This window comes from Roseobacter litoralis Och 149 (assembly GCF_000154785.2).
GTDB lineage: Bacteria > Pseudomonadota > Alphaproteobacteria > Rhodobacterales > Rhodobacteraceae > Roseobacter > Roseobacter litoralis.
The window spans coordinates 1,645,393-1,669,753 of record NC_015730.1 but is presented as its reverse complement, the minus strand read 5'-3'; the positions used below and the strand labels follow the sequence as shown (position 1 = coordinate 1,669,753).

Annotated in this window: 22 protein-coding genes and 2 tRNA genes; 9 read left to right on the top strand and 15 right to left on the bottom strand. The window is 56.6% G+C overall.

The features are described from left to right. Positions 1–28: 28 nt before the first annotated feature. Positions 29–1,171 carry a pyridoxal phosphate-dependent aminotransferase gene (locus RLO149_RS07845; RefSeq protein WP_013961544.1) on the bottom strand — a complete coding sequence of 381 codons (1,143 nt, stop codon included), beginning with the start codon at positions 1,169–1,171 and terminating at the stop codon, positions 29–31. On the opposite strand from RLO149_RS07845, the gene RLO149_RS07840 reads away from it, so the two are divergent. Together RLO149_RS07840 and RLO149_RS07835 are read left to right on the top strand one after the other, a co-directional pair. Then, positions 1,170–2,525, top strand: coding sequence for a M48 family metalloprotease (locus tag RLO149_RS07840; RefSeq protein WP_013961543.1), 1,356 nt, complete (start codon positions 1,170–1,172; stop codon positions 2,523–2,525). The two genes, RLO149_RS07845 and RLO149_RS07840, sit on opposite strands and share 2 nt — an antisense overlap. A 3-nt stretch (positions 2,526–2,528) precedes the next feature. Beyond that, the gene (locus tag RLO149_RS07835; RefSeq protein WP_013961542.1) at positions 2,529–3,278 is read left to right on the top strand and encodes a DsbA family protein; all 750 of its coding nucleotides are present in this window, start codon (positions 2,529–2,531) and stop codon (positions 3,276–3,278) included. A gap of 9 nt (positions 3,279–3,287) precedes the next feature. On the opposite strand, the gene ispG is transcribed toward RLO149_RS07835, so the two are convergent. The 3 genes from ispG to hemA all read right to left on the bottom strand — a co-directional run bounded on the left by ispG (position 3,288) and on the right by hemA (position 7,108). After that, complete coding sequence (gene ispG, locus RLO149_RS07830) at positions 3,288–4,418, bottom strand: flavodoxin-dependent (E)-4-hydroxy-3-methylbut-2-enyl-diphosphate synthase (protein WP_013961541.1); 1,131 nt, start codon at positions 4,416–4,418, stop codon at positions 3,288–3,290. 86 nt (positions 4,419–4,504) lie between these two features. After that, positions 4,505–5,749 (bottom strand): helix-turn-helix domain-containing protein, encoded by a 1,245-nt coding sequence (locus tag RLO149_RS07825; RefSeq protein WP_013961540.1) that lies wholly within the window; start codon positions 5,747–5,749, stop codon positions 4,505–4,507. Positions 5,750–5,884: 135 nt separating this feature from the next. Next, positions 5,885–7,108 (bottom strand): 5-aminolevulinate synthase, encoded by a 1,224-nt coding sequence (gene hemA, locus RLO149_RS07820; RefSeq protein WP_013961539.1) that lies wholly within the window; start codon positions 7,106–7,108, stop codon positions 5,885–5,887. A 200-nt stretch (positions 7,109–7,308) separates the two neighbouring features. On the opposite strand from hemA, the gene RLO149_RS07815 reads away from it, so the two are divergent. Together RLO149_RS07815 and RLO149_RS07810 are read left to right on the top strand one after the other, a co-directional pair. Beyond that, complete coding sequence (locus RLO149_RS07815; RefSeq protein ID WP_013961538.1) at positions 7,309–8,679, top strand: M20/M25/M40 family metallo-hydrolase; 1,371 nt, start codon at positions 7,309–7,311, stop codon at positions 8,677–8,679. Continuing rightward, entirely contained in the window at positions 8,679–9,551 is an 873-nt protein-coding gene (locus RLO149_RS07810; protein WP_013961537.1) for an alpha/beta fold hydrolase, read from the top strand. Before RLO149_RS07815 ends, RLO149_RS07810 begins: the two co-directional genes overlap by 1 nt. Positions 9,552–9,703: 152 nt before the next feature. On the opposite strand, the gene RLO149_RS07805 is transcribed toward RLO149_RS07810, so the two are convergent. The 6 genes from RLO149_RS07805 to RLO149_RS07780 form a co-directional block, all read right to left on the bottom strand. Then, positions 9,704–9,780 (bottom strand) — tRNA-Asp (locus RLO149_RS07805). A gap of 132 nt (positions 9,781–9,912) precedes the next feature. Then, positions 9,913–10,851 carry a pirin family protein gene (locus tag RLO149_RS07800; RefSeq protein ID WP_013961536.1) on the bottom strand — a complete coding sequence of 313 codons (939 nt, stop codon included), beginning with the start codon at positions 10,849–10,851 and terminating at the stop codon, positions 9,913–9,915. A 149-nt stretch (positions 10,852–11,000) separates the two neighbouring features. After that, a complete protein-coding gene (locus RLO149_RS07795; protein ID WP_013961535.1) occupies positions 11,001–11,300 on the bottom strand; it encodes a hypothetical protein in 300 nt (99 codons plus the stop codon). A 305-nt stretch (positions 11,301–11,605) separates the two neighbouring features. Next, positions 11,606–11,681: transfer RNA gene (locus tag RLO149_RS07790), tRNA-Val, on the bottom strand. Positions 11,682–11,727: 46 nt separating this feature from the next. Next, positions 11,728–12,297 carry a histidine phosphatase family protein gene (locus tag RLO149_RS07785; protein WP_013961534.1) on the bottom strand — a complete coding sequence of 190 codons (570 nt, stop codon included), beginning with the start codon at positions 12,295–12,297 and terminating at the stop codon, positions 11,728–11,730. A 395-nt stretch (positions 12,298–12,692) separates the two neighbouring features. After that, positions 12,693–12,953, bottom strand: coding sequence for a DUF2312 domain-containing protein (locus tag RLO149_RS07780; RefSeq protein WP_013961533.1), 261 nt, complete (start codon positions 12,951–12,953; stop codon positions 12,693–12,695). Positions 12,954–13,462: 509 nt separating this feature from the next. Here RLO149_RS07780 and RLO149_RS07775 point away from each other — a divergent pair. Beyond that, entirely contained in the window at positions 13,463–13,687 is a 225-nt protein-coding gene (locus tag RLO149_RS07775) for a hypothetical protein (protein WP_013961532.1), read from the top strand. A gap of 196 nt (positions 13,688–13,883) precedes the next feature. Beyond that, on the top strand, positions 13,884–14,309 hold the full coding sequence (locus RLO149_RS07770) for a protein tyrosine phosphatase family protein (protein ID WP_013961531.1): 426 nt from the start codon (positions 13,884–13,886) through the stop codon (positions 14,307–14,309). Positions 14,310–14,327: 18 nt separating this feature from the next. Here RLO149_RS07770 and RLO149_RS07765 read toward each other — a convergent pair whose 3' ends face one another. The 5 genes from RLO149_RS07765 to RLO149_RS07745 all read right to left on the bottom strand — a co-directional run bounded on the left by RLO149_RS07765 (position 14,328) and on the right by RLO149_RS07745 (position 20,443). Beyond that, the gene (locus RLO149_RS07765) at positions 14,328–15,476 is read right to left on the bottom strand and encodes a FliM/FliN family flagellar motor C-terminal domain-containing protein (protein WP_013961530.1); all 1,149 of its coding nucleotides are present in this window, start codon (positions 15,474–15,476) and stop codon (positions 14,328–14,330) included. 125 nt (positions 15,477–15,601) lie between these two features. Continuing rightward, positions 15,602–18,295 carry a sensor histidine kinase gene (locus RLO149_RS07760; protein WP_013961529.1) on the bottom strand — a complete coding sequence of 898 codons (2,694 nt, stop codon included), beginning with the start codon at positions 18,293–18,295 and terminating at the stop codon, positions 15,602–15,604. Beyond that, a complete protein-coding gene (locus RLO149_RS07755) occupies positions 18,292–18,573 on the bottom strand; it encodes a hypothetical protein (protein WP_013961528.1) in 282 nt (93 codons plus the stop codon). The genes RLO149_RS07760 and RLO149_RS07755 overlap by 4 nt, the downstream gene beginning before the upstream one ends. A 4-nt stretch (positions 18,574–18,577) precedes the next feature. Further along, a complete protein-coding gene (locus RLO149_RS07750) occupies positions 18,578–18,961 on the bottom strand; it encodes a response regulator transcription factor (protein ID WP_013961527.1) in 384 nt (127 codons plus the stop codon). A gap of 192 nt (positions 18,962–19,153) precedes the next feature. Continuing rightward, positions 19,154–20,443, bottom strand: coding sequence for a helix-turn-helix transcriptional regulator (locus tag RLO149_RS07745; RefSeq protein WP_013961526.1), 1,290 nt, complete (start codon positions 20,441–20,443; stop codon positions 19,154–19,156). A gap of 239 nt (positions 20,444–20,682) precedes the next feature. Between RLO149_RS07745 and RLO149_RS07740 the strand changes: the two genes are divergently transcribed. The 3 genes from RLO149_RS07740 to RLO149_RS07730 all read left to right on the top strand — a co-directional run bounded on the left by RLO149_RS07740 (position 20,683) and on the right by RLO149_RS07730 (position 24,358). Then, positions 20,683–22,035, top strand: coding sequence for a substrate-binding protein (locus RLO149_RS07740; protein WP_013961525.1), 1,353 nt, complete (start codon positions 20,683–20,685; stop codon positions 22,033–22,035). Between the two features lie 87 nt (positions 22,036–22,122). After that, complete coding sequence (locus RLO149_RS07735; RefSeq protein WP_013961524.1) at positions 22,123–23,154, top strand: branched-chain amino acid ABC transporter permease; 1,032 nt, start codon at positions 22,123–22,125, stop codon at positions 23,152–23,154. Between the two features lie 4 nt (positions 23,155–23,158). Next, complete coding sequence (locus tag RLO149_RS07730) at positions 23,159–24,358, top strand: branched-chain amino acid ABC transporter permease (RefSeq protein ID WP_013961523.1); 1,200 nt, start codon at positions 23,159–23,161, stop codon at positions 24,356–24,358. Positions 24,359–24,361: the final 3 nt, after the last annotated feature.

The following is a 24,361-nucleotide window of genomic DNA, read 5'->3' as shown; positions in this document are numbered from 1 at the left end:
ATAACACCTCAACCCCGGAGGGAATGGGCTAGCGTGCCTGCATGAACGCCTCGAGCCGTGCCAGCCCTTCGGCGATATCCGCAGTCGAGCGCGCATAGGAAAACCGTAGCGTCTGGTGTCCGCGCAATGGATCAAAATCAAGTCCGGGCGTGACGGCCACGCCTGCCTGTTCGAGAGTTTCCGCCGCAAAGGCGCGGCTGTCATCGGTCATTTCCGACACATCCGCATAGACGTAAAACGCCCCGTCGGGCGGCGCGATTTTCGTGAACCCGGCCTCTGGCAACCCTTCGAGCATAAGTTTGCGGTTGGCCCGATACACATCCATATTCGCCTGCAATTCATCCTCGGCGTCCATCGCAGCGAGGGCGGCAATCTGGCTGGCATGGGGCGCGCAGATGAACATGTTCTGCGCGATCCGTTCTATAACGCGCACATGGTCCTCAGGGACAACCAGCCAGCCAACCCGCCAGCCCGTCATCGAGAAATACTTGGAAAACGAATTGATCACATAGGCCTCATCCGTCACCTGCAGCGCGGTGACCGCCTTGGCCTCATACTCAATGCCATGATAGATTTCGTCGGAAATGAAAGACGCACCCTGACCGGCGGCTGCGTCGATCAGACTGCCAAGCGCCGCCTTGTCCAGCATTGTTCCCGTAGGATTTGCTGGTGAGGCGACCATGAGCCCGGCCAGATCGCGCCCCTCAAGGTCACTGGCGACAGGCTGAAAACGGTTTTCGGGTGCGGTGGCGATATCGACGGGGCACAGATCCAATGCACGCAAAATCTGGCGATAACTGGGATATCCCGGTGCGCCGATCCCGACCCGGTCACCTGTGTCAAAAAGAGCGGTAAAGGCCAGAATGAACCCGCCAGAAGACCCCGGCGTGATGATCACCCGCTGCGGATCAAGGTCCACATCGTACCATTCCCCGTACAGACGCGCGATGCGGGCGCGCAGGGCAGGCAAGCCCAAAGCCACCGTATACCCCAGCGATTCCCGCCCCATCGCATCAGCCAGTGCAGATGCCGCAGCTTTGGGTGCACCGGTGCCGGGCTGGCCCACTTCCATATGAATAATGTGCCGTCCTGCCGCTTCTGCCTGACGCGCTGCCTCCATCACGTCCATCACAATGAAGGGATCGACCGAAGAACGCCTTGAAACCCGCATGAAAACCGCTCCTTATGGTGTCATGTGGTTTCATCGCGTATTCCGACGGACGTCAATCCCGGCGCTGATCTTTTGTCTGTTTGCACAGACAGTGTCGGCGCAGGGGCTCTTGCGGGACGCGGATCTCGAATACGGGCTCAAACAACTGGCCGCTCCTGTGCTGACTGCTGCTGGTCTCAGCCCATCGCGCGTCAAGATATTGGTTGTCGATGACAGTTCGCTGAACGCATTTGTCATCAGCACGGACGCCATTTTCCTGCACTACGGGCTGATCAACCGTATGAGCAACGCCGCCATGTTGCAGGGCGTGATCGCGCATGAAGCGGCGCATATCGCCAATGGGCACCTCACCCGGCGAATGAACAACCTTGCCAGCGCGCGCACTGCCGCCGGATTTGGCATCGCCCTTGCCGCTGTTGCGGCAGCAGCGGGTGGCGGCGAGGCTGGTGCGGGCGTTTTGCTGGGCACGCAAAGCTCGGCTATTAATCGCTTTTTGCGCCATACCCGCGCCGAAGAAGCCTCCGCCGATCAATCCGCTGTGCGCTTTATGCGCTCTGCCGGAATAAACCCTGCGGGCATGTCGCAGGTCCTGCAACTGTTTCGCGGTCAGGAACTGCTGGCCGAAACGCGTCAGGATCCCTACACACGCTCTCACCCCCTGTCCCGCGACCGGATGCGCGCGCTTGAGGGCTATGTCGCCGCCTACGGGAATGCGACGAACGACAATGCCACCGCAGATTACTGGTTTGAACGGGTTAAGGGCAAGCTCAGCGCCTATACCCGCGCGCCCAAATGGACGCTGCGCCGGTTGAACGAAAGCCCCTATCAGGATGTACGCCTTCTGCGCGAAGCGGTTGCTGAGCACCGCCAGTCCCGCACGAAACAAGCCCTTGCGGCGATTGACAAGGCCATCACGCTGCAACCCAACGATCCGTTTTACCATGATCAACGCGGACAAATTCTGTTTGAGACGCGCAATTTTTCCGCCGCTGCGGCGGCGTATGGGCGGGCGGTGCAACTGGCCCCGAACGATGCGCTGATCCTATCCGGCTACGGGCGCGCGCTGTTGGTCGAGGGTAATGTTAACAAAGCCAAGCAGGTGCTTGAAAAAGCACGCACAATCGATTTCAGAGATGGCACGATGCTGCGCGATCTGTCGGTCGCCTATGCAAAATCCGGCCAGAAGGGCATGGCGTCGGTGGTGACCGCCGAACGCTATGCGCTGAGGGGGCGGATGAAAGACGCAGGCATTCACGCCAAACGTGCCGTTGATTTGCTGCCGGAAGGGTCCGGCCCTTGGCAACGGGCACAAGATGTGTTGATTGCATCCGAACGCGCCGCAAAACGGAGATAAACTATGCTGAAAAAACGACTGATGGCTTTTGCCCTGAGCCTGATAACCGCAACCGCTCCGGCGTTGGCGCTCGATCTGAGTGCGATGTCAGACGAAGAACGCACGCAATTCGGGGCAGAGGTGCGTGCCTATCTGATGGAAAACCCACAGGTGATCATGGAGGCCGTCAATGCCTTGGAAGAACGGCAAGCCGAGGTGCAGGCGCAGGCTGACGTAGATTTGGTCTCCCGAAACGCCGAGGCGATTTTCAACGACGGCTTTTCCTATGTCGGCGGCAATCCCGATGGTGATATCACCCTTGTGGAGTTCATGGATTATCGCTGCGGGTTTTGCAAACGCGCGTTCGGTGAGGTCGAAAAACTGCTCGCCGCTGATGACAACATTCGTTTTGTCGTCAAGGAGTTCCCGATTCTCGGGGAGCAGTCATTGCTGGCATCCCGATTTGCCATCGCCACCAAGCTGGAAGAAGGCCCTGACGCCTACAAAGCGATGCATGATGCGCTGATGTCCTACAACGGCGATATTACAATCCCTGCCCTGAGGCGCCTTGCAGACACGTTCGGTCTGAACACTGATCAGATCGAAGCGCGCATGGAAGCGGATGAAGTCACCCAAGAACTGATGGCGACGCGCGCACTGGCGCAGCGGTTGCAGATCAGTGGTACTCCCACATTCGTGCTCGATGATGAGATGCTGCGCGGCTTTTTACCGATGGATCAGCTGCAAATGATTGTCGACGAAAAGCGCGGTTAACGTACCGCCCTATTCAGCCGCATCCGCAAGGGCCGCTGCAGCTTCAAGCTCAGCGGCCTTTTGTTCGACCTGCTCCACAATATGTTCAACCATCTGGTCGTTGTCCAATTTGTGGCTTTGTTTGCCCGCCAGATACACCATGCCCGAGCCCGCACCGCCGCCGGTAAACCCGACATCGGTCATCAAGGCCTCACCGGGTCCGTTCACCACGCATCCAATGATACTCAGACTCATTGGCGTTCTGATGTGCTCCAGACGTTTCTCGAGGGCTTCGACCGTCTTGATCACGTCAAAACCCTGCCGCGCACAACTGGGGCAGCTAATGATATTCACACCGCGATGACGCAATCCCAGTGATTTCAGGATTTCATAGCCAACCTTGACCTCTTCGACGGGGTCTGCCGACAGGCTGACGCGTATGGTATCGCCAATACCCATCCAAAGCAGATTGCCCAAACCGATCGCAGATTTGATTGTTCCCGACACAAGCCCCCCCGCCTCGGTGATGCCAAGGTGGATGGGTGCATCAGTTGCATCGGCCAACTGCTGATAGGCCGCTGCCGCCATGAAAACGTCGGATGCTTTGCAGCTGATTTTGAATTCGTGAAAATCGTTATCTTGCAGGATCTTGATATGGTCGAGCCCGCTTTCCACCATCGCATCAGGACAGGGTTCACCGTATTTGTCCAAGAGATGCTTTTCAAGGCTGCCCGCGTTCACGCCGATGCGGATTGAACAATTATGGTCCCGCGCCGCCTTGATGACCTCTTTCACGCGCTTTTCATCGCCGATGTTACCGGGGTTTATCCGCAGACACGCAGCCCCCGCCTCCGCCGCTTCGATCCCTCTTTTATAGTGAAAGTGGATGTCTGCGACGATGGGAACCGACACCTCGGTCACGATCTGTTTGAGCGCTTGAGAGGAAGCTTGATCCGGCACCGAGACACGAACGATATCCGCCCCCGCTTCTGTTGCCGCATTGATTTGATCAATTGTGCCTTTAACATCTGTCGTCAGCGTGTTGGTCATCGTCTGTACTGTAATAGGCGCGTCGCCCCCAACAGGCACGTTGCCAACCATGATCTGGCGTGATGTTCTGCGGTATATGTTGCGCCAAGGGCGTACATGATTAAGCGACATCGGTGGGACCTTCATTGCTGTGTCTGTCACTTAAACTAGACACTCAGGCCCCAACCCGCAATCACCCTTTTCAATTTGTGGGGCAGTTATTCTGACGCAGGACCCGCAGGTGTCTGAAGCTCAACGACGGTTGTTGCCAATGCTTCATCCGCCGCCAGATCCGCGACCTGATAGGTTGCTTTGAGCGAAGCGACCTCGAGCGAGATGTTCGACGTGATGGTTCCCGTTTTTCCAACCGGCCCGTAATACTCACCATTCAGCGCAAAATATATCGCGCCACTTTCACCGGTCCGCAACAACGCAGGCTCGCCACCAACAGGCGCATCCCACGTCTCACCCGGTTCCATAATTGTCTCGAGAATTACAGTGCCATCAGGCGCGCTAACCCGCACCCAGGCAGGTCGCACGGCCACCATCCGCAAGGCAGGACCGGGTGCTTTTACAACGATGGGTACCTGCCCCTCGACACTTGGCACCCGATCCGCATTCGCCAAGTCGTTTTCGACAAGAAGGCTGTCTGACAACCGTTCGGGCCCCGGCTGGGACGTCTGCGCAAAGCTGCCGACGGTTCGGGGATCCAGCGTCGCGATGGGCGCGTCGCGCGCAATCATAACCGGCACATCCAGCGCATCGGGCCGAAAAAGCTGATCCAATGGGTCGATGCGCACAGTATCCATGCCCACAGGCAACGCGCCTGATGCCGCTGTATCAGGCGCCGCAGCCAAGACACCATCCAGCGGATCAAGGTCTGACAAAACGATCGGGGTCTGATCGGCGGGCGCTACTTGAACACGCTGCACTTCCTGAAGCACGGCGTATCCGCCAAATCCAATCGCCGAAATCAACGCGATCAGAACGAGCGAAGAGCCGACAGCACCCGGTTCGATGCGTGACCAGAAACTTTCGCCCGCAGGAATAAAGGGGGTGCCGGGACGTTTGAACATGTCATGTTCCAACGAGCGGCCCGCATTTGGCTTTTGCTTTGTCTTTTTGATAACAGAGGCTTCGGCCGACATCCCATGCGCGACGGTGAACCCGCTTTCCTGGCAGAATGTCTCGAAAACGTCGTCCGGGTTCATGCCAAGATAGCGCGCGTAGGACCGTACGTAACCAGCGATAAACCCGGGGGTATCAAAGGCATCGGGATCGCAATCTTCAATCGCCGCGATGTAAGAGGCCTTGATCCTCAACTCCCGCTGAACATCCAGAAGCGACTTGCCCATCGTCGCCCGCTCGCCGCGCATAACATCGCCAAGTCGCAGTTCGAAATCGTCGAACGCCTTGCGTTCAACAGGGTCTTCCTCACTCGCAGCGTGCCTGCGTCCAATCATAGCGTACCGCCCCGTCTTGCTCCAGCCTGTCAACCTGCCGTCGTCAGTGGAAAAGAATCGTCCCCACGATTCGTACCTGACTTGTTGTTTAGGTTAGGTTAACACAAGGCAACTCGAATTTCACCAGACCTCAGGTTAACCTGCCTCCTCGGCGCGATTTAGCGCACAATGTGACCAAAGTCCGTCCATCGCGCGCACCAGTGCATCCAGCTCACGCGGGCCATGTACAGGCGACGGGGTAAAGCGCAACCGCTCAGTCCCGCGCGGTACAGTCGGATAGTTAATCGGCTGTACGTAAATCCCGTGATCCGCCAATAACATATCGCTCAGGTTTTTCGTATGAACCGGGTCTCCGACCATGACGGGCACGATATGGCTGCCATGATCGATGATCGGCAGGCCAAGTCCGTTCAGACGCATTTTAAGAATGCGCGCCTGCAACTGATGCGCTTCGCGCAGTTCGGGGCTGCGTTTGAGATGCGCCACAGACGCGGCAGCACCCGCCGCAATGGCCGGCGGCAGAGAGGTGGTAAAGATGAAGCCTGGCGCATAAGACCTTATCGCGTCACACATTTTTTCCGACGCTGCGATGTAGCCGCCCAACACGCCATAGGCTTTCGCCAGTGTTCCGTTGATGATGTCGATGCGATGCATCACCCCGTCACGCTCAGCCACACCGGCGCCGCGCGGACCATACATGCCGACCGCATGTACCTCGTCGATATAGGTCAGGGCGTTAAATTCGTCGGCCAGATCACAAATGGCTGCAATCGGGCCAAAATCGCCATCCATCGAATAAATCGACTCAAACGCAATCAGTTTCGGGGCCGCAGGATCATCCGCCGCAAGCAGTTCGCGCAGATGATCAACGTCATTGTGCCGGAATATCCGCTTTGCGCCGCCATTGCGACGCACGCCCTCGATCATCGAGGCATGGTTCAACGCATCCGAATAGATGATCAGGCCGGGAAACAATTTCGGCAAGGTCGACAGCGTCGCATCATTTGCAATGTAGGCAGAGGTAAAGAGCAGCGCCGTTTCTTTGTTGTGCAAATCGGCCAGTTCCGCCTCGAGGCGCTTATGATAGACCGTTGTGCCTGAAATATTGCGGGTGCCGCCCGACCCTGCCCCGGTTGCCTCCAGCGCCTCATGCATGGCGTCCAGAACCACCGGGTTCTGACCCATCCCGAGATAGTCGTTACCGCACCAAACGGTAATATCACGCTGTTGTCCGTCCGGCTGTGTCCATACTGCGTGCGGAAACTGTCCATTGCGCCGCTCAATGTCGATGAAGGTTCTGTAGCGCCCTTCCTCATGCAGACGCGCAAGCGCTTCGTCCAGCTTCTCAGTATACTCCACGCGCGCGTCTCCTGTATCGATCGCCAACTCTGGTGAGGTGGCACGCTCACTTCTTGGGATGAGTATAGAACAGCCTTCAATTATTCAATAACCCAACGCAGGACGCCATGTCGCAGTAGCGCAGGATATGCGGTGCCATGATCTGGACAGTACCTTTGCGGCTGATAGGGTGCGCGCTACCTAACTCAGGAGAACACCTCATGTCGCTGGACGCTGTTTTATCCCGCCTTGATGCAGAAATGCCCAAAGCCACAGAACGGCTGTTTGAGCTGTTGCGTATCGCGTCGATCTCAACCGACCCCGCCTACAAGAGCGACTGCGAACGTGCCGCCGACTGGCTGGTTGCCGACCTGCAAAGCATGGGTATCACGGCTGAAAAACGCAAGACGCCGGGGCATCCTATGGTGGTCGGACACGCGGACGGACCCGGCCCACATCTGCTGTTTTACGGTCACTATGACGTCCAACCCGTTGATCCGATTGAGCTTTGGAACAACGATCCGTTTGATCCGAAACTCGAACAAACAGAAAAAGGTCCGGTACTGCGCGGGCGTGGTACGGCAGATGACAAGGGCCAGTTGATGACCTTTCTTGAGGCCTGCCGCGCATGGAAGGCAGAACACGGAGCCCTGCCCTGCAAGATCACCTTCTTTTTCGAAGGAGAAGAAGAAAGCGGTTCGCCCTCACTGGTGCCCTTCATGGAAGAAAACAGTGACGAGTTGCGCGCCGATCTGGCCCTGATCTGTGACACGGCGATGTTTGAAAGCAAAACGCCTGCGATTGTCACGATGCTGCGCGGGATGATGTCGGATGAGATCACCATCACCGGCCCTGACAAGGACCTGCATTCGGGCTATTACGGCGGCATCGCGATGAACCCCATTCGCGTGCTGTCGCGTGTCATCGCCGCCCTGCATGACGAAACGGGTCGCGTAACTATCCCAGATTTCTATGACGGTGTCCCTGATCTGAGCGCTGACATGCAGGCGCAGTGGGCCAGTCTCGGGTTTGATCACAAACAGTTTCTGGGTGACGTTGATCTTTCTGTCCCTGCCGGTGAGGCAGGTGTGACACCTCTTGAGATGACATGGTCCCGCCCCACCTGCGAGGTCAACGGCATCTGGGGTGGGTACATTGGTGAAGGTTTCAAAACTGTCCTGCCTTCGCAAGCGCATGCGAAAATCAGCTTTCGGCTGGTCGGGGATCAGGACCCGCACGCGATCCGCGAGAACTTCCGCGCCATGGTCCAAAGCCTCCTGCCGCCCGATTGCACAGCCAGTTTCGTAGAGCACGGGGCAAGCGAGGCCTGCGTCATCGACGCCGGGGACCCGCGGTTTGACAAGGCACTCGCGGCATTGAGCGCAGAATGGGGCGTGCCTGCCGCCTATATCGGCGGCGGCGGGTCGATTCCGATTGCGGGGCATTTTCAGGACATCCTGAACACCAAACCGCTGCTGATCGGTTTTGGCAAAGACGACGATGGCCTGCATTCACCGAATGAAAAATACGATCTGGAGAGTTTTCACAAAGGCGCGCGTAGTTGGGTGCGCATTCTCGCGGCACTGACCTGATGTTTGCGGGGTTTGATGCAGGCGACGCCTCGGTCAACGGACAGACCATTCATTATCGATCAGGCGGGCAAGGCCCCCCTGTCCTTCTGTTGCACGGGTTTCCTCAAACCCATGTGATGTGGCATGCCGTCGCCGCGCAACTGGCCGAAAACTTCACCATCGTTGCAGCAGACCTGAGAGGTTATGGCCACAGCAGCAAACCGGATGGCACTGCCGCTTTTAGCTTTCGACATATGGCCTGCGATCAGGTGGCACTCATGCGCGCTCTGGGTCACGACAGGTTTCATGTGGTCGGGCATGATCGGGGGGGACGGGTCGCGCACCGGATGGCACTGGATCATCAAGAGGCCGTTCACAGCCTGACAGTCATGGACATCGTGCCAACGCACCTGTTGCTGGATAATCTATCAAAAGAGGTGGCCGAGGCCTATTATCACTGGTTTTTTCTGGCTCAGCCCTACCCATTTCCCGAAACTCTGATCGGGCACGATCCTGACACCTATTACGAAAGCTGCCTGCTTGGGTTTGGGGCTGCAAAGCTATCTGATTTCGAAACCGATGCTTTGGATGCATATCGCGCGGCCTGGCGTGATGCCGATACGATACGCGGGATGTGTGCGGATTACCGCGCGGCATTGCACATCGATTTCGCGCATGATTCGCAGGATCACTGTCGGCGCATCGATACACCCTCGCTTGTCCTGTTTGGTTCGGACGGCGCCATGGCCAAGTCCTATAACGTTGCTGACACATGGCGCGAAAAACTTTCGCATATGACCTCAACTGCGATTCCGGGGGGGCACTTTTTCATCGACCAGTCACCGGATGAAACGAGCCTTGCGCTGGAGACATTCCTGTCCGGGATCACCTGATCCCTTTAGCGCGCATAGTCCCAATCAGGTTTTGACAGGTATACGTTTTCAACGTCATGCCGCCGGATTGAAACGGCAACACACGGGCTTTTCCCTGAAATCCACTCTCCACCATGAAAAAAGGCCCCTCAAGGGGGCCTTTCGAGCAGTGATGGCGCGGTTGACGGGGCTCGAACCCGCGACCCCCGGCGTGACAGGCCGGTACTCTAACCAACTGAGCTACAACCGCCCACTGCTACAAGATGCGTCGCTGCATCCTGCGTTTGCACGTAGTATTGCGACCCCGTAACCGCGTCAAGCGCCCGTTTGCATAATTTTTGCCTTTTGAGCATTTTCCTTGAGTGTCTGCGGTGCCGAGCTCTCATTTGTCGGGCAGTGGGATGAATTCGTCATCATCCCCCGGCGGCAGTTGAAAGCGCCCATGCGCCCAGTCACCCGCCCGCCACGCCTCCTTTGCGGCATCGATGCGATCCTTGGAAGAGGCGACAAAATTCCACCAGATGTGGCGCGGCCCTTCCAGCGTCGCCCCGCCAAGCAGCATCAAACGCGCGCCCTCTGTGCCCGCCGTCAACGATATCTTGTCACCGGGACGAAACACCAGCATCTGCCCGGCCTCAAACCGATCACCCGCCACTGTCACCTCACCCGAAATCACGTAAACGCCACGATCTTCATGATCGTCAGGGAGCGGAATTCTTGCGCCCGCTTCAAGAAGGGCATCGGCGTAAAATGTCTCGGAAAACACCTGCACGGGCGCGGTCTCTCCATAGGCTGTGCCAAGGATCAGTCGCACCTGCTTGCCTTCGCCGTCCAACAGAGGCAGCGACGCTTTGGGCGCATGTTCAAAAGACGCAGCGGCATCTTCGGCCGCTTCGGGCAGCGCCACCCACGTCTGTATACCGAACAGTGAATGAGGATGCGTGCGGATCGCGCCATCTGTGCGTTCAGAATGCGTAATGCCATGACCGGCAACCATCCAATTGACAGCACCGGGTTCGATCCACTGGTCTGTCCCCAGACTGTCACGGTGGTGGATTTTGCCCTTGTAAAGATATGTCACCGTGGCGAGGCCAATATGCGGATGCGGCCGCACATCAATCCCTTTCCCGGTTAGAAATTCGGCAGGGCCCATCTGGTCGAAAAAGATGAAAGGTCCCACCATCTGCCGCCGTGGTGCAGGCAATGCCCGTCGCACCTCAAATCCCCCAAGATCGCGCGCTCTGGGCACAATAACCGTTTCAATGGCATCAACGGCGTCCCCAATTGGGCAATCCGGATCAAGGGCGGGATTCCAGCTCATAGACGTCTCCTGTTCCTGCCGGAACAGAATAGCCCGGGCAGCCGTATGAGCAACAGGGAGATTATTTCGTGCGTGAGAGGGCTAAGACGTCGCTACGTTTGTGCCTTTTCGCGACGGTGCGCCTGCACCGCGACAAAGCGCGTTCGTCTTTATTGGTACACTCTGCCTTTCGGCGCCATTGAAGCCAGTTCACTTTCGGCGCAATCAGCAGATTGTTGCGAAAGCTCCGCAGAACATTCAATCAGCGCGCCGATACGCGTACTATCAAGGGAGCCGGCAAGCTCAAAGGCCGCCAATTCCAGCAACCGCGCGGATAACTGCAGCGCTCTGGCGCCGCGCAAGTCATCCGGCAATGCTTCGATCTGCGAAACGAGCTTTTCAAACTGGTCACCACAGTTTGCATCTTCACGTAACATAACATGGGCTGCGATGGCTTTGCCATACTGCATATCGCCGGTCCTTTTAAAATTACTACAATACCAACAGTTTATCGGTGCCATATGCAATCACAGGAAAACAGTCAAAAATAATAAATTACCGAAAATCAGCGGGAATACGCCGCGCAGCCTGCTTTTCAACCCATACATCCGAACAAAACCCTCTGTCGCGGTTGCGCATCTCTTGACCCCTTGTCTACTGCCACGGCCCTCGATTCTCTGTGGAACGGGAAGTTCTTTTGGTTCTGAGTAGTTGCCAGCGGAATGTTTCCAAACAAGCGAACCGCGAGAGTATCCGAAATATCGTTATGAATGAATGGTGGGTCGTGAGAGGCTCGAACTCCCGACATCTTCGGTGTAAACGAAGCGCTCTACCAACTGAGCTAACGACCCGATGGGGTGCATTTAGCCAAACTCACAGCAGGCTTCAAGCCCCATTCTAAAGTTTGGTTTGCAAACCTCCAGAAAGATGGAAAACAATGCCCTGCCCGCCGGGTAAGTCCGCGATTTCATGCGTCCCCATATTCAGAATTATCAACCGCAACATGCGCGATGTAACGCCATGCGTGACCAAAACAGCAGGACCAGACAAGTCCGACAGAAACGCGGCACATCGATTTCTCAACGCCAGAAACCCTTCACCGCCGGGTGCGCGGTCGTAAAGATGCAGAGCGCTTTCTTCGCTCATTTCACCTGCCAGACCTGTACCCAGTTCATTCCGACACAGGCCCTCCCACTCTCCGACACCAATCTCGACGAGTCTCGGGTCCGTATCCACACGGGCGCACTGTCCCTCAAGGGCGATTGAGGCGGTATGAAATGCCCTGCCCTGTGGGCTGCAAAAGGCACGGTAACCTGTAAGATCACACGATCTGAGCGTTTCATGCTGCATTCTGGCTTGCGCGCGACCAAGCTCGGTCAGGGGCGAATCCAGACTGCCCTGAATACGGTGTTGCGCGTTCCATTCGGTTTGGCCGTGCCGTAAAATGTAAAGAGCAGGATATTGCATGTTGCCGTTGATACACGAGCGGTTGGGAAATTAAAGGGCGCGCGGATCAGATACACCATGACACTTTTTTCGAAACGCCGCTGCATAAGCAAACATAACAGTGCTGCATTTCTGGTTCGGTCCATAACGCTTGATCGAATGGTCGCCTGATGCGAAAACTGCCGCACCTATTTTCGAGAAATACTTGAGTAAGGGTCTGGTCCGGCGGGCTTTTGGACCCGAACCGACCAATCCTTCCCTCGCACTGCCCCAGCCCAATGTGGTCGCGTCGAGCGCGTTAATCGGGGTCAGTTTTGATAAATCACTGCACGCACGACAGTGCAATACATCTCAAAGCCACGAAAATATCCGGGCGATAATCCCATGCCAGCGTCGGAACGCGCGCTGATTTATCGCTACATTCCCAGGGCTTCCTTGTACATTTCCAACACTGCTTCTTCCTCGGCAATATCGTCTTTGTCGCGCTTACGCATGTTCACGATTTGGCGCAGGCATTTAGTGTCGTATCCTCTGGATTTTGTCTCTGCATAGACTTCCCGAATCTGTTCAGCGATGTCCTTTTTTTCGCTCTCCAAACGCTCTATGCGCTCAATAAACTGCCTGAGTTCACCGGCCGTTACTTTATAGGTTGCGTCAGCTTCTGCTTGGTCCGTCATATTTGCCTCATTTGTTTTTTTACGCCATTTCGTTTCTGCAAAATGCCTCGCAACAAGCGCTCTGTCCCGGACCCGGCTTGGTCACTCTGCTAAGAGGTCCAGAAGGTTTTTGCACAAAAAAGTCCTGCGGTTCCTACCGACCTGCCTTAGCCTGCGCAAGCGACTTTGCACAAAGAACGCGCCGCAAATACGTCGATCAGAATGGCAGTCCTTTCAAACCGCACGCCACGGGGTTGCGTCTCGACAAGATGACGACAGGCCTTGCCCTTCCTGCGTCGCGATGCCCACGGCCAGCATGTGTATTCGAGTGACATTCAAATTCTCTGCGCGGATCTTTAATTCCTTAGGTGCTGGCATCTCGGCAGACGTCAGGTCAGCTTTGCAGCATCACAGAAATGCCGAACGAGAATGCGTATGAATTGCGTCTGGCGACGTCCTGAGCAACGAGTGCTTGCCTGCTACTCCGGTTGCCATTAGGTAGCGCACTGACAAATGGAGGGACTTTGCACGTGGCCATTTTTGACCTCTTGATATGGGGCGGCGCGTTGTTGTCGCTGCTTGGTTTAATCGGCTTGGTGTGGTGTATCTTTTACGTCGCGAAAGCGCGCCGCGCGAAACTGAGTGAGGACGAACTGCGGCAACGTCTTCAGTCGGCTTTACCGCTCAACCTCGGTTCTCTTTTCTTGTCCATCATCGGGTTGATGCTCATCATCATCGGGATTTTCCTGTCCTGAACTGCCACCTTGTTAGGTACAAATTAGCCAACGCCGGAACACGCCCTGTCCCCACTACTGCGGCGTTCGGAAAACGTGGCAGTGTCAGAATGTCCAAGACCGATGCCCTCTGACTGTCACTATTTTTGGATATGACCTTTCGTTTTCCGACTTTGCGCATCTGGACAACTGCGGCCGCTCGGCCTACTCAATCTCCATGGATATACGTGAAGTCACCCCCAAATTCTCCGTCGCACCGCAGATTTCGCCGGACCAAATGCACGATCTCGTCGCAGCTGGCTTCAAGCGGGTTTTATGCAACCGGCCCGACGCCGAAGTCCCCGTGAGCCATCAGGCTGCCGCAATGGAAGCCGCCGCAAAACAGGCCGGTTTGGAGTTCTTTGCCTGCCCACTGACACATGTGAGCATGACCCCGGATATCATCGCCAAAAACCATGACTTGATTGATGGCTGCGATGGGCCTGTGATTGCCTACTGTGCCTCTGGCACGCGGTCTACGATTGCATGGGCGCTGGCGGCAACAAAGAACATGTCGGTCGACGACGTGCTTTCAGCGGCACGCGCTGCGGGGTACGAGCTTGGTAATCTGCGGCCCACGCTTGAAGCCACCGCCAAATCCTGAGACGCCCTAAGCGTTGAGCTACGCGATGTTCAGCTTTGGCAATTCACCGAGGTCAGGCAATTCCCCGTCAAGATCGGGGAGATCAGGCAAATCCGGCAGGTCAGGAAGACCAATCTCATCAAGTCCCTCGATTTCCGGCAAGTCTGGTAGATCCGGCAAGTCCGGCACCGCAGCTGTATCGCCAGGCTCAAACAGCGCCTCCTTTTGGTGGAGCTCAAGCTCCGGAAGGTTCAGGTTCCCGTAGTCTGATGCCTCCGCGTCAAGTTCGTCGTAACTTTCCTCGGCGGGGTCCGCACCCTGATCAGATGATGATGTCTGGCTCAACATCAAGGCACGCTTTCCATCCACTTGCCCCATGGCGCCACGCGCAATGCGCGCGCCCTCAATGGACAGGACTTCGACAGAGTCAAACGCGTTTGACGGGATCGACAGTGTGTCGCCCGGCCTCAGGCGGCTCATCTCAGACAATGACACACGCACACGGCACAAGACGGCCGACAACTCAGCCGTGACCGCCATCACCGAATGCTCAAGTGTCGCAGGGCTGCCGGGTGCTGCTGACTCACCTTCACTATTATGCCGTTCCGGAACAGCCTTGGGGATGGGCAGAACCAGCGTGAGCGTCGATTGCGCAATTCCCCCCGAGACATCAATGGTAAGTTTCAATACAGTATATTCCGGCTCTTCCAAAGCCAGCGAAAACAAACGCTGGCTGTCAGCGCGCGCGCCGAATTTAAAGGCCGGCAATATCTGTTTATCTTCCGGTGTTTCCAAAAGCCCGTTTGCCCGAATAAACAATGCATCAAGCACAGGCGCGCAAAGTGCGGCATCGGTTGCGGTCAATGGACGCGCATTGGGCGCGGGCGGCAACACACGCCCCATGGTCTGTTGTTGCACCAAAGCATTGACCAATGCAGCCCCGACAACGGCCCCGCCAGTGACGCCCGCAGGGCCATCGAGCAGGATAAGCAAACTGTCTTCTTCAATTTTTTCGGGGAGGTCTTCCGCCGCGCAGCGCTCTTGCGTCACACCAATGACGGCAAGCGCCATATCGAAGGCGGTATCTGCAACTTTTGCCAATCCCACGCGCAAAGACTTCGGCACGGTCATCGCCCGTGCCTGATGTTCGTGTTTCCCAACCTGAGCTTTGCGCTGCAAAACTGACATCTATCGTTCCCATCCGGATAGCGCGCACCTGCCAAAGTGATCGCCCTTCACCTTTGAAGAGATACGCAAGAATGGTTACCAATGCCTTTATGGCGCGGAAAACGAGTTATTTTTTGAAAAAACGCCTACTGCGCGGCAAGGGCTTTGGATTGCGGCAGAACAACCCTGAAAGCGGTGCCTTTTGCCTGTGCCAGATAGGTGATATCACCGCCAAGGCGCGACATGATCTCACGGCAAATCGCAAGTCCGAGCCCGGCACCATTGCTGTCTTGTGCACCAATGCGGCTGAATTTCTCAAACAAAAGTTCCCGCGCGTCCTTGGGAATTCCCAACCCGTTGTCCAAAAAGTCGATACTGATCACACCTCCCAGATCATTCACCTCGATCGTCAGTTCAGGGTGCGGCGCGGCACAGTATTTCTGTGCATTCGTGATGAGATTTATGAACACCTGACTGAGCCGGTCCAGATCCGTGTCGAGCATAATCGTCTCGTTGACATGTCGCCGATTAATCTTGAGGTCCCGCGATGAACTCGCCTGTGCCGTTGCAAGCGCGCGATCCAGAAGTTCAGACAAGGTTCCGGTTTGCTTGTTCAATGTGACCTGCCCGTTTTCCAACACGCTCAGATCCAGCAAATCGTTAAGCAGTCGGGTCAGGCGAATGGCTTCGACATGGATAATATTTGCATATTTTGCCTTTTCAATCGGCCCCATGCCTTTGGTGTCGCGCAGAATTTCCGAAAAAGACCGAATGGAAGTCATCGGCGTGCGCAATTCATGGCTGATCTGGCTGAGGAACTCATCCTTTTGGGCACTCAATTGCACCAGCTTGGTGTTTGCTTCGCGCAGTTGCGCCGCCGTCTGGCTCAGTTCGCGCGATTGCGCTTCGAGTTTACTGGAATACTCGAGCATCTGCGCAGATTCGTCCGCGACCGCCATCAAATCATGGACCGAAACCGACGTACCACCCACGATCTGGCTGATCATCGCATGCGCTGTCGCCGCACCAACCGAGCCTGCCAACTCACGCTCCAATCGCTGCAGAAAGTCCGGCGTGGGCTCAGGCAAGGACCCCGTAAGCCCCTGCGCCCGCGCCTGACTGGCAAAGAGGTGGCGCGCTTCCTGAGCGCCAAGAATACGCTGCGCCATGATCATCAGGTCTTCGCTTTCCGCAACGGATGCGTTCCACCCGCGCGCCTGACCTGAATGCTCAAAAACATTCACGAATTGCGCCCCTTGCAAACGTTCCATTGGGTTTGGAAAGGTGAACAGCGACACGGCCACAAAAGCCGACACGTTTAACAGCAGGCTCCAGAACACCGCATGCACCATCGGATCAAGTCCCTCGATCCCGAAAAGCGCTTGCGGGCGGAGCAATCCAAGCCCCAGAAGCCCAGTTTCGAACGTCTCTGCGCTCAGCACCGCACCGGGCCCGAAGCTGGGCAGCAGCATTGTGAAAACCCACAAGACAAAGCCGATAATCAAGCCTGACAACGCCCCGTACCGTGTGGCCCCCCGCCAGAGGATCCCTCCGATCATCGCCGGTAGAAATTGTGCAACCCCGGCAAATGAAATCAAGCCGATCGCCGTCAGCGCGCCCGAGCCGCCGGACATCTTGTAATAGACATAGCCCAAACTGATAATGCCCATGATGGACAAGCGCCGCGCCAGAATGACCGTTTCGCGCACGTCGCCAGACTGGCTTGCGCCGTCGCGATGTCGATACAAAAAGACCGGCATGACCAGATGATTCGACACCATCGTCGAAAGCGCCAGCGTCGCCACGATGACCATCGATGTGGCAGATGAAAAGCCCCCCAGAAAGCTGAGCATGGCGAGCCCTTCGCGACCCTCGCTCAAGGGAAGGCTCAATACAAAGAGGTCCGGGTTGGACCCTTCGGGCAGCACATCAAGACCGATTACTGCAATCGGCACGACAAACAGGCTCATCAACATCAGGTACAGCGGGAAAGCCCAACTGGCGATCTGCAGATGACGTTCATCATCGTTTTCCACGATCATCACCTGAAACATGCGTGGCAGGCACAAGAAGGCAGCCGCAGAAAGGAATGTCAGCGTAGCCCACCGGCTACTGTCCGTTTGCCAGCGGCCCAGATCAGACGCGTCAATCCGTGCAAGCGTTTCCGAGATACCACCAGCCAGACCCCAAACAACAAAGAAACCCACTGCAAGCAAGGCAAGCAGCTTGACCACAGCCTCCACCGCTACGGCGATCACAACACCATGATGGCGTTCGTTCACATTCAGGTTTCGCGTTCCAAATAGTACCGTAAATACGGCCAAGCCGACCGCGATCCAGAACGCGGCAGCTTCGGCATCTATGGTGCTGACATCCACACCCTGTTCGGCGGCAGCGAAAAACGAAAGCGACAGGGTCACCGATTGAAGCTGCAGGGCAATATAGGGCGTGACGGTGATAACGGCCATGATCGTGACCACAATGGCGAGAGTATTGGATTTGCCAAACCGCGAAGAGATCAGATCGGCGATCGAAGTCACCTTGTGGCTGCGTCCAATCCGCACCAGCCTGCGCAAAATCCACCACCAGCCCAAGATCACCAAGCTCGGTCCCAAGTATATCGTGACATATTCGAGGCCCGAACGCGCCGCATTTCCAACGGCACCGTAAAAAGTCCAGGCGGTGCAATAAATCGAGAGCGACAATGTATAGACCAGCGGCGAACGCAACAGCCAGTCGCCGCGCCCTTGTGTCCCGGCCCGCTCAGCTATGAAGGCCACAAGGAACAGGATCGAGACATAGGCCAGACAGACCGCGATCAGGATGTTCACAGAGGTCACTCTATGTCCTCCGATACTTCATCACTGCCTTCCGGTCTGCGCAAGCGGATCGCCAGAACGGCAGAAATCGCAATCAGCGCCGCCCAGACGCCAAAAATATAAAACAGCGCGCGAGACATGGGCATCGTTTGTGCCCCGGACGATGGATCATTGGGCCAGAGCGCCGGGATCAGCCAGAGCACAACCCCCAGCACCGTCAAGAGCCGCAGCGCATCCATCATGCGGCGCCGCCTGTACACGCCACGCTCCAGAAACAAAGGCAGCGGGTCGCGCGCCATGGCGTCAGCCTTTCTTTTGGTGAACGTAAAGTAAGTCTCGCACGGCAGTCAGGACTTCCGCATTTGAAAACGGTTTGGTCATAAAGCGGCTCACACCCGCTTTTTCCGCCATTTCCCGATCCCGGCTTTGGCCTCGGGCGGTGAGCATCAGGACCGGCAGGTCAGCCGTTTGCTCATGCCCCCGCAACTCCTCGAGAATATCAAAACCACTTTTGCCCGGCAGCATCACATCCAGCACAACCAGATCCGGTTTCAACGCACGCACGGTCTCGGATGCATCCGTGCCGTTGCTGTGGGTATCTACCTGAAATCCTTCGCGCGTGAGCAAAAAGCGAATAGCCTCGATGATGTTCAATTCATCCTCGACCAATAGTACGTGTTTGCCCATCTTTCCCTCCTCCAAGGGTCCCCGCGCCAGATCCTGCATAGCAAGACCTGCCAAAGCGGGTGTATTACTTATTCTAGGTTTTTGGGGTCATGTCAAAACAGCGTTGTCAAACTGTGTGTTTCCCTTTTTTGCCGGGTTAACTGGGTGGGTGTCACGGACTTTTCGAACAGCGGCCCGCTTGCAGGTTTACCCCTAAATACCCGCCATCAATATGGACGGCTCGCGCCTGCCGGGGCACTCGGATTTCGGGCAAACACCGCAGGTTGATCCGACCTCCAACGCGGTGTCCTGCGCCGGTGCCGAATTTGCGATAAGCAGCATATTGGCCTCGATAAGAGGTGGCGCATTATACTGTGTCTCGCCGACAACTTCCGCAACAGCAAAACAGTCAAAATGCGCGCGACCACGTCCGAGTTGCACCAAAGGCGTGCGGATGACCTGACCGGGTTGGCACAGCGCTGAAAACAACGGCCAGAGCGCACAGGCAGACCCAAAGCGCGGCATCACCATCTGTCCCACGGACTTTCGCAGCAGAATACTACCAGCACGATCACAAACGACCAGACCGGTTTCAAACGCAGCACTGGCAGCGATGCGCCGCAGGACAAGCCCGACCGGCGCATCAAGACGTGCAGCCAAAGCAATTGGTTCAAGGCCCACTTTTTGCAAAGCTGCATCAAGTGCAGCCATGGGTACTTTCGCAGCATCCGCCTGCATTCTGTTGAGCATCCCGCGCGCAAGTGCCCGCGCCGTGGGGCTGCGCAGGTTGTTCGCCTGTGCAATCACGTCATCAACGGAGTGTTCCCCCGCTTCCAACCCTTTGAAGTAATAGTCGTGAGCGGCCAGAAAGGCATCGACTTCCTCTTGCGGGCTATTGGCGACACTTGCGTCGTCCTGCCCTGCCTCGAAATAATTGACCAAAGCCTTGGAGCTGTCAGCCAGTCGTTTGCTGTCCTCGTTCAGGTTCGAATGAAACCGGTCCCGCCATTCGGCCTCGATGTCTTTTTCCTCAGCCAGGATCGACGCGGTAGATCGGATGGCAGCGGCGGTGGACAACAGCTCATGCACCGATGCTGCCAGCTTGGGATCATGGGTCAACCGATCACTGAGCACTTCAACAGTGCGTTCAAGGGTCGTGATCCTCCGATGCCCGGAAGCGAGCACTTCTGCCCACCCGGGAAAGCGGCCCGTGAGTTCATCCGCACGTTCCACCTCGGCGGACGACAGGTTGGCGCTTTTCGCCGCTTCGCGCAATGTGGCGATCAAAGCGGCCTCGGCACCTTCGGTCAACAATGACGGCTCGACGCTCAGAACGCGCGCGATATCCAAAAGCAGCTTGCCGCCGATTCTACGCCGGTTATGCTCGATTAAGTTGAGATATGAGGGCGATATTCCAAGCGAGCGCGCAAGGTCAGCCTGTTTGAGCCCTGCAACAGAGCGTCGTTCGCGGATACGGCTTCCGATCAGTCCCTCGCGTGGCATGCGGCCCCTTTGATTAAAGCTGGGTCAATTCAATGGCTTTCTGCGCTGCAACATCATAAACTTTACAAAACTGACGCTGAGCTTGTGCAGTTATTTACAAAACAATTGTTAATTTCAAGGCACTTGTTGCGCAATTTTCTCTTGCTTGGCACCCTATGGTTTGCACTTAAGTGCTCCACGCGCAGGCAGCCTGCAATAATTCCCGCCCAGCGTGTGACCAATCAAAAGGGAGGATTTTCATGTCCAAATCGAACTTTACACGTCGTGGTCTGCTCAAGACCAGCGCCGTGGCCGGTGCTGCTGGCCTGACACTGCCGACATACCTGCGCGCAGACGGCCATACCGGATTTACGAATGCACCAGAAGGCGACACCGTCACACTGGGCTTTAACGTCCCGCAATCCGGCCCCTATGCGGACGAAGGCGCAGACGAACTGCGCGCTTATGAACTGGCCGTAGAACACCTGAACGGCACCGGCGCCGACAACGGCATGCTGGAAACGTTCAGCTCCAAAGCGCTGACCGGCAATGGTATTCTCGGCAAGAAAGTCGTCTACGTTACAGGCGATACCCAGACAAAATCCGATGCAGCGCGCGCCTCTGCCCGCTCGATGATCGAAAAAGACGGCGCTGTGATGATCACCGGCGGTTCTTCCTCCGGTGTGGCCGTGGCTGTACAAGCGCTCTGCCAGGAAGCTGGCATCATCTTCATGGCCGGTCTGACACACTCCAACGACACAACCGGCAAGGACCGCAAAGCGAATGGCTTCCGCCATTTCTTCAACTCCTACATGTCCGGTGCGGCGCTGGCACCTGTTCTGGCCGCCAACTACGGCACCGACCGCAAGGCCTATCACCTGACAGCGGATTACAACTGGGGTTACACCACAGAAGAAGCGGTGAAGTCCTCGACCGAAGCCATGGGTTGGGAAACCGTCAACACGGTTCTGACACCGCTGACGCAAACGGATTTCTCATCCTACATCGCGCCAGTTCTGCAATCCGGCGCAGACGTGCTGGTGCTGAACCACTACGGCGGCAACATGGTCAACTCCCTGACCAACGCGGTTCAGTTTGGCCTGCGCGACAAGATGGTGAACGGCAAACAGTTCGAAATCGTTGTACCGCTCTATTCACGCCTGATGGCAAAAGGTGCGGGCGCAAACGTTAAGGGCATTTTTGGTTCCACAAACTGGCACTGGTCGCTGACCGACGAAGGCTCCAAAGCATTCGTCAAATCCTTCGGCACGAAATATGGCTTCCCGCCCTCACAGGCGGCACATACCTGCTATGTACAGACGCTGCTTTATGCGGACGCGGTGGAGCGCGCCGGCTCGTTCAACCCATGCGCGGTTGTCGAATCCCTGCGCGACTTCCAGTTCGACGGCATGGGCAACGGCCCGACGCTCTATCGTGGCGAGGATCACCAGTGCTTCAAAGACGTGCTGGTCGTGAAAGGGAAAGAAAACCCCTCCTCCGAATTCGACCTTCTGGAAATCGTCGAAGTCACACCGGTCGAGCAGGTTACATATGCCCCCGATCACCCGCAGTTCGCGGGCGGCAACATGGGCACATGCAACCCCGGCGCATAAGCGCAACTTCAACACATACCGGACGGCGCATCTCGCCGTCCGGCCTTCCCGTGATACGGGACCAATTCGCTTCATGAAGGTGGGACCATGGACGCATTAATCCTGCAAATCCTCAACGGCCTGGACAAAGGGTCTGCCTATGCGCTGATCGCGCTGGGTCTGACGCTAATCTTTGGCACGCTTGGTGTCGTGAACTTCGCGCATGGTGCGCTGTTCATGATCGGCGCATTCTGTGCGGTGACACTCAGCCGCCTTTTGAACCTCAGCCATGAGGTCGCAGTACCGGGAGAGGTCGATTTTCTCGGCAACCCGATGATGCGCGACGTGCCCTATATCTACGATATCTTTGGCGAAACCATGGGGGCAAGCATCATCGACTGGGCGGTGCCCCTGTCGATCCTGTTCGCGATCCCCATCATGGTCGGGATCGGTTTCGCGATGGAGCGTGGCCTGATCAAGCATTTCTACAAGCGCCCCCATGCGGATCAGATCCTCGTCACCTTCGGTCTTGCCATCGTCTTGCAGGAAATCATCAAATACTTCTACGGCGCCAACCCGATCCCCACCCCTGCCCCTGCGGCTTTCACAGGATCGTTTGATTTTGGCGCGGTGCTCGGCTTTGACCCGAACACGATCATTTATCCCTATTGGCGTCTGGTTTACTTTGCCTTCTCCGCCGTCATCATCGGTGCCGTTTTCGCCTTTTTGCAATTCACCACCTTCGGCATGGTCGTGCGCGCCGGTATGGCAGACCGCGAAACCGTCGGTCTTTTGGGCATCAACATCGACAAGCGGTTCACCATCATGTTCGGGATTGCAGCGGCCGTCGCGGGGCTTGCCGGTGTGATGTATGCGCCGATCAACTCGCCCAATTACCACATGGGCATGGACTTTCTGGTGCTCAGTTTCGTGGTCGTCGTTGTGGGCGGTATGGGCTCTCTGTCCGGAGCGGTTCTGGCGGGCTTTCTGCTCGGTATCTTGGAAAGCTTCGCCTCCATGGCCATCGTGCTGGAGACGCTCCCCGGCATCAACCAAATCATCATCTATCTGGTCGCAATCATCATCTTGCTTACCCGTCCACGCGGACTCATGGGGCGCAAGGGCGTGATGGAGGAATAATCACATGTTCGGACTGACGAAAAAAGATGCGACGCTGCTGCTGATCGTAGCCTGTCTCACCATGTTCGCCCCCTTCATTCTCAACCCCTTCCCCGAAGGCTCCGCGATGGCGCAGTTCAACGCGGGCTATCCGGACCTGATGCAACGGCTGGTGATCTTTGGCATCTTTGCCATCGGGTTCAATATCCTTTTTGGTCTCACCGGCTATCTCAGCTTTGGACATGCCGCCTTTCTGGGCGTGGGTTCATACGCCGCCATCTGGATGATGAAGCTGCTGACCATGAATGTAATTCCTGCCATCATGATCTCGGTACTGGTCGCTGGCCTTTTCTCGCTGCTGGTGGGGTGGATATCCCTGCGGCGCTCTGGGATTTACTTCTCGATCCTGACGCTGGCTTTTGCGCAAATGTCCTATTCACTGGCCTATTCGGTTCTGACGCCCATCACGGGTGGCGAAACAGGATTGCAGCCCAAGATCAACGATCCGCGTATCATTGACCGTGTTTTCGGCGCCGATGGAACGGAGCGTGCAAACTTCTTCGGCCTCGAAATGGGGGCGAGCTATGAGATGACCGTGGGCTCTTGGGTCTTTACCTTCAACGCCGGGTATTACATCGCAGCCTTCGTGATGCTGCTGGCGTTTTACCTGTCGATCCGCATCTTCCGCTCGCCTTTCGGGATGATGCTGCGGGCCGTGAAATCAAACCAGCAACGGCTGAACTACACCGGCCTCAATGCCAAACCCTACACGCTGGCGGCCTTTGTCATCTCCGGCATGTATGCCGGCCTTGCGGGCGGATTGCTGGTGGCGATGGACACGCAAGTGGGCGCGGAACGCATGTTCTGGACTGCCTCTGGCGAGGTCGTTCTGATGACCATTCTCGGCGGCGCCGGCACGTTGATCGGACCGGTCCTTGGTGCAGGTTTCATCAAATACATGGAAAACATCGTCTCCAAGATCAACAAAACCGTGCTGGAGCAGTGGTTTGCATTTATGCCCGACGGGATCGAGGATTTCATCATCACAATCGTCTACCCCTTCGTGGGCAAAGGCTGGCACCTCACGCTGGGGCTGCTGTTCATGATGGTCGTCATCTTCCTGCCCGGTGGCCTTGTTCAGGGTGGTCAGAAAGTGGCGGGCCTGTTCCGACGCAAGAAACCGGCCGATGACAAGCCTGATGGCAAAACAACACCTGCGGAATAAGGA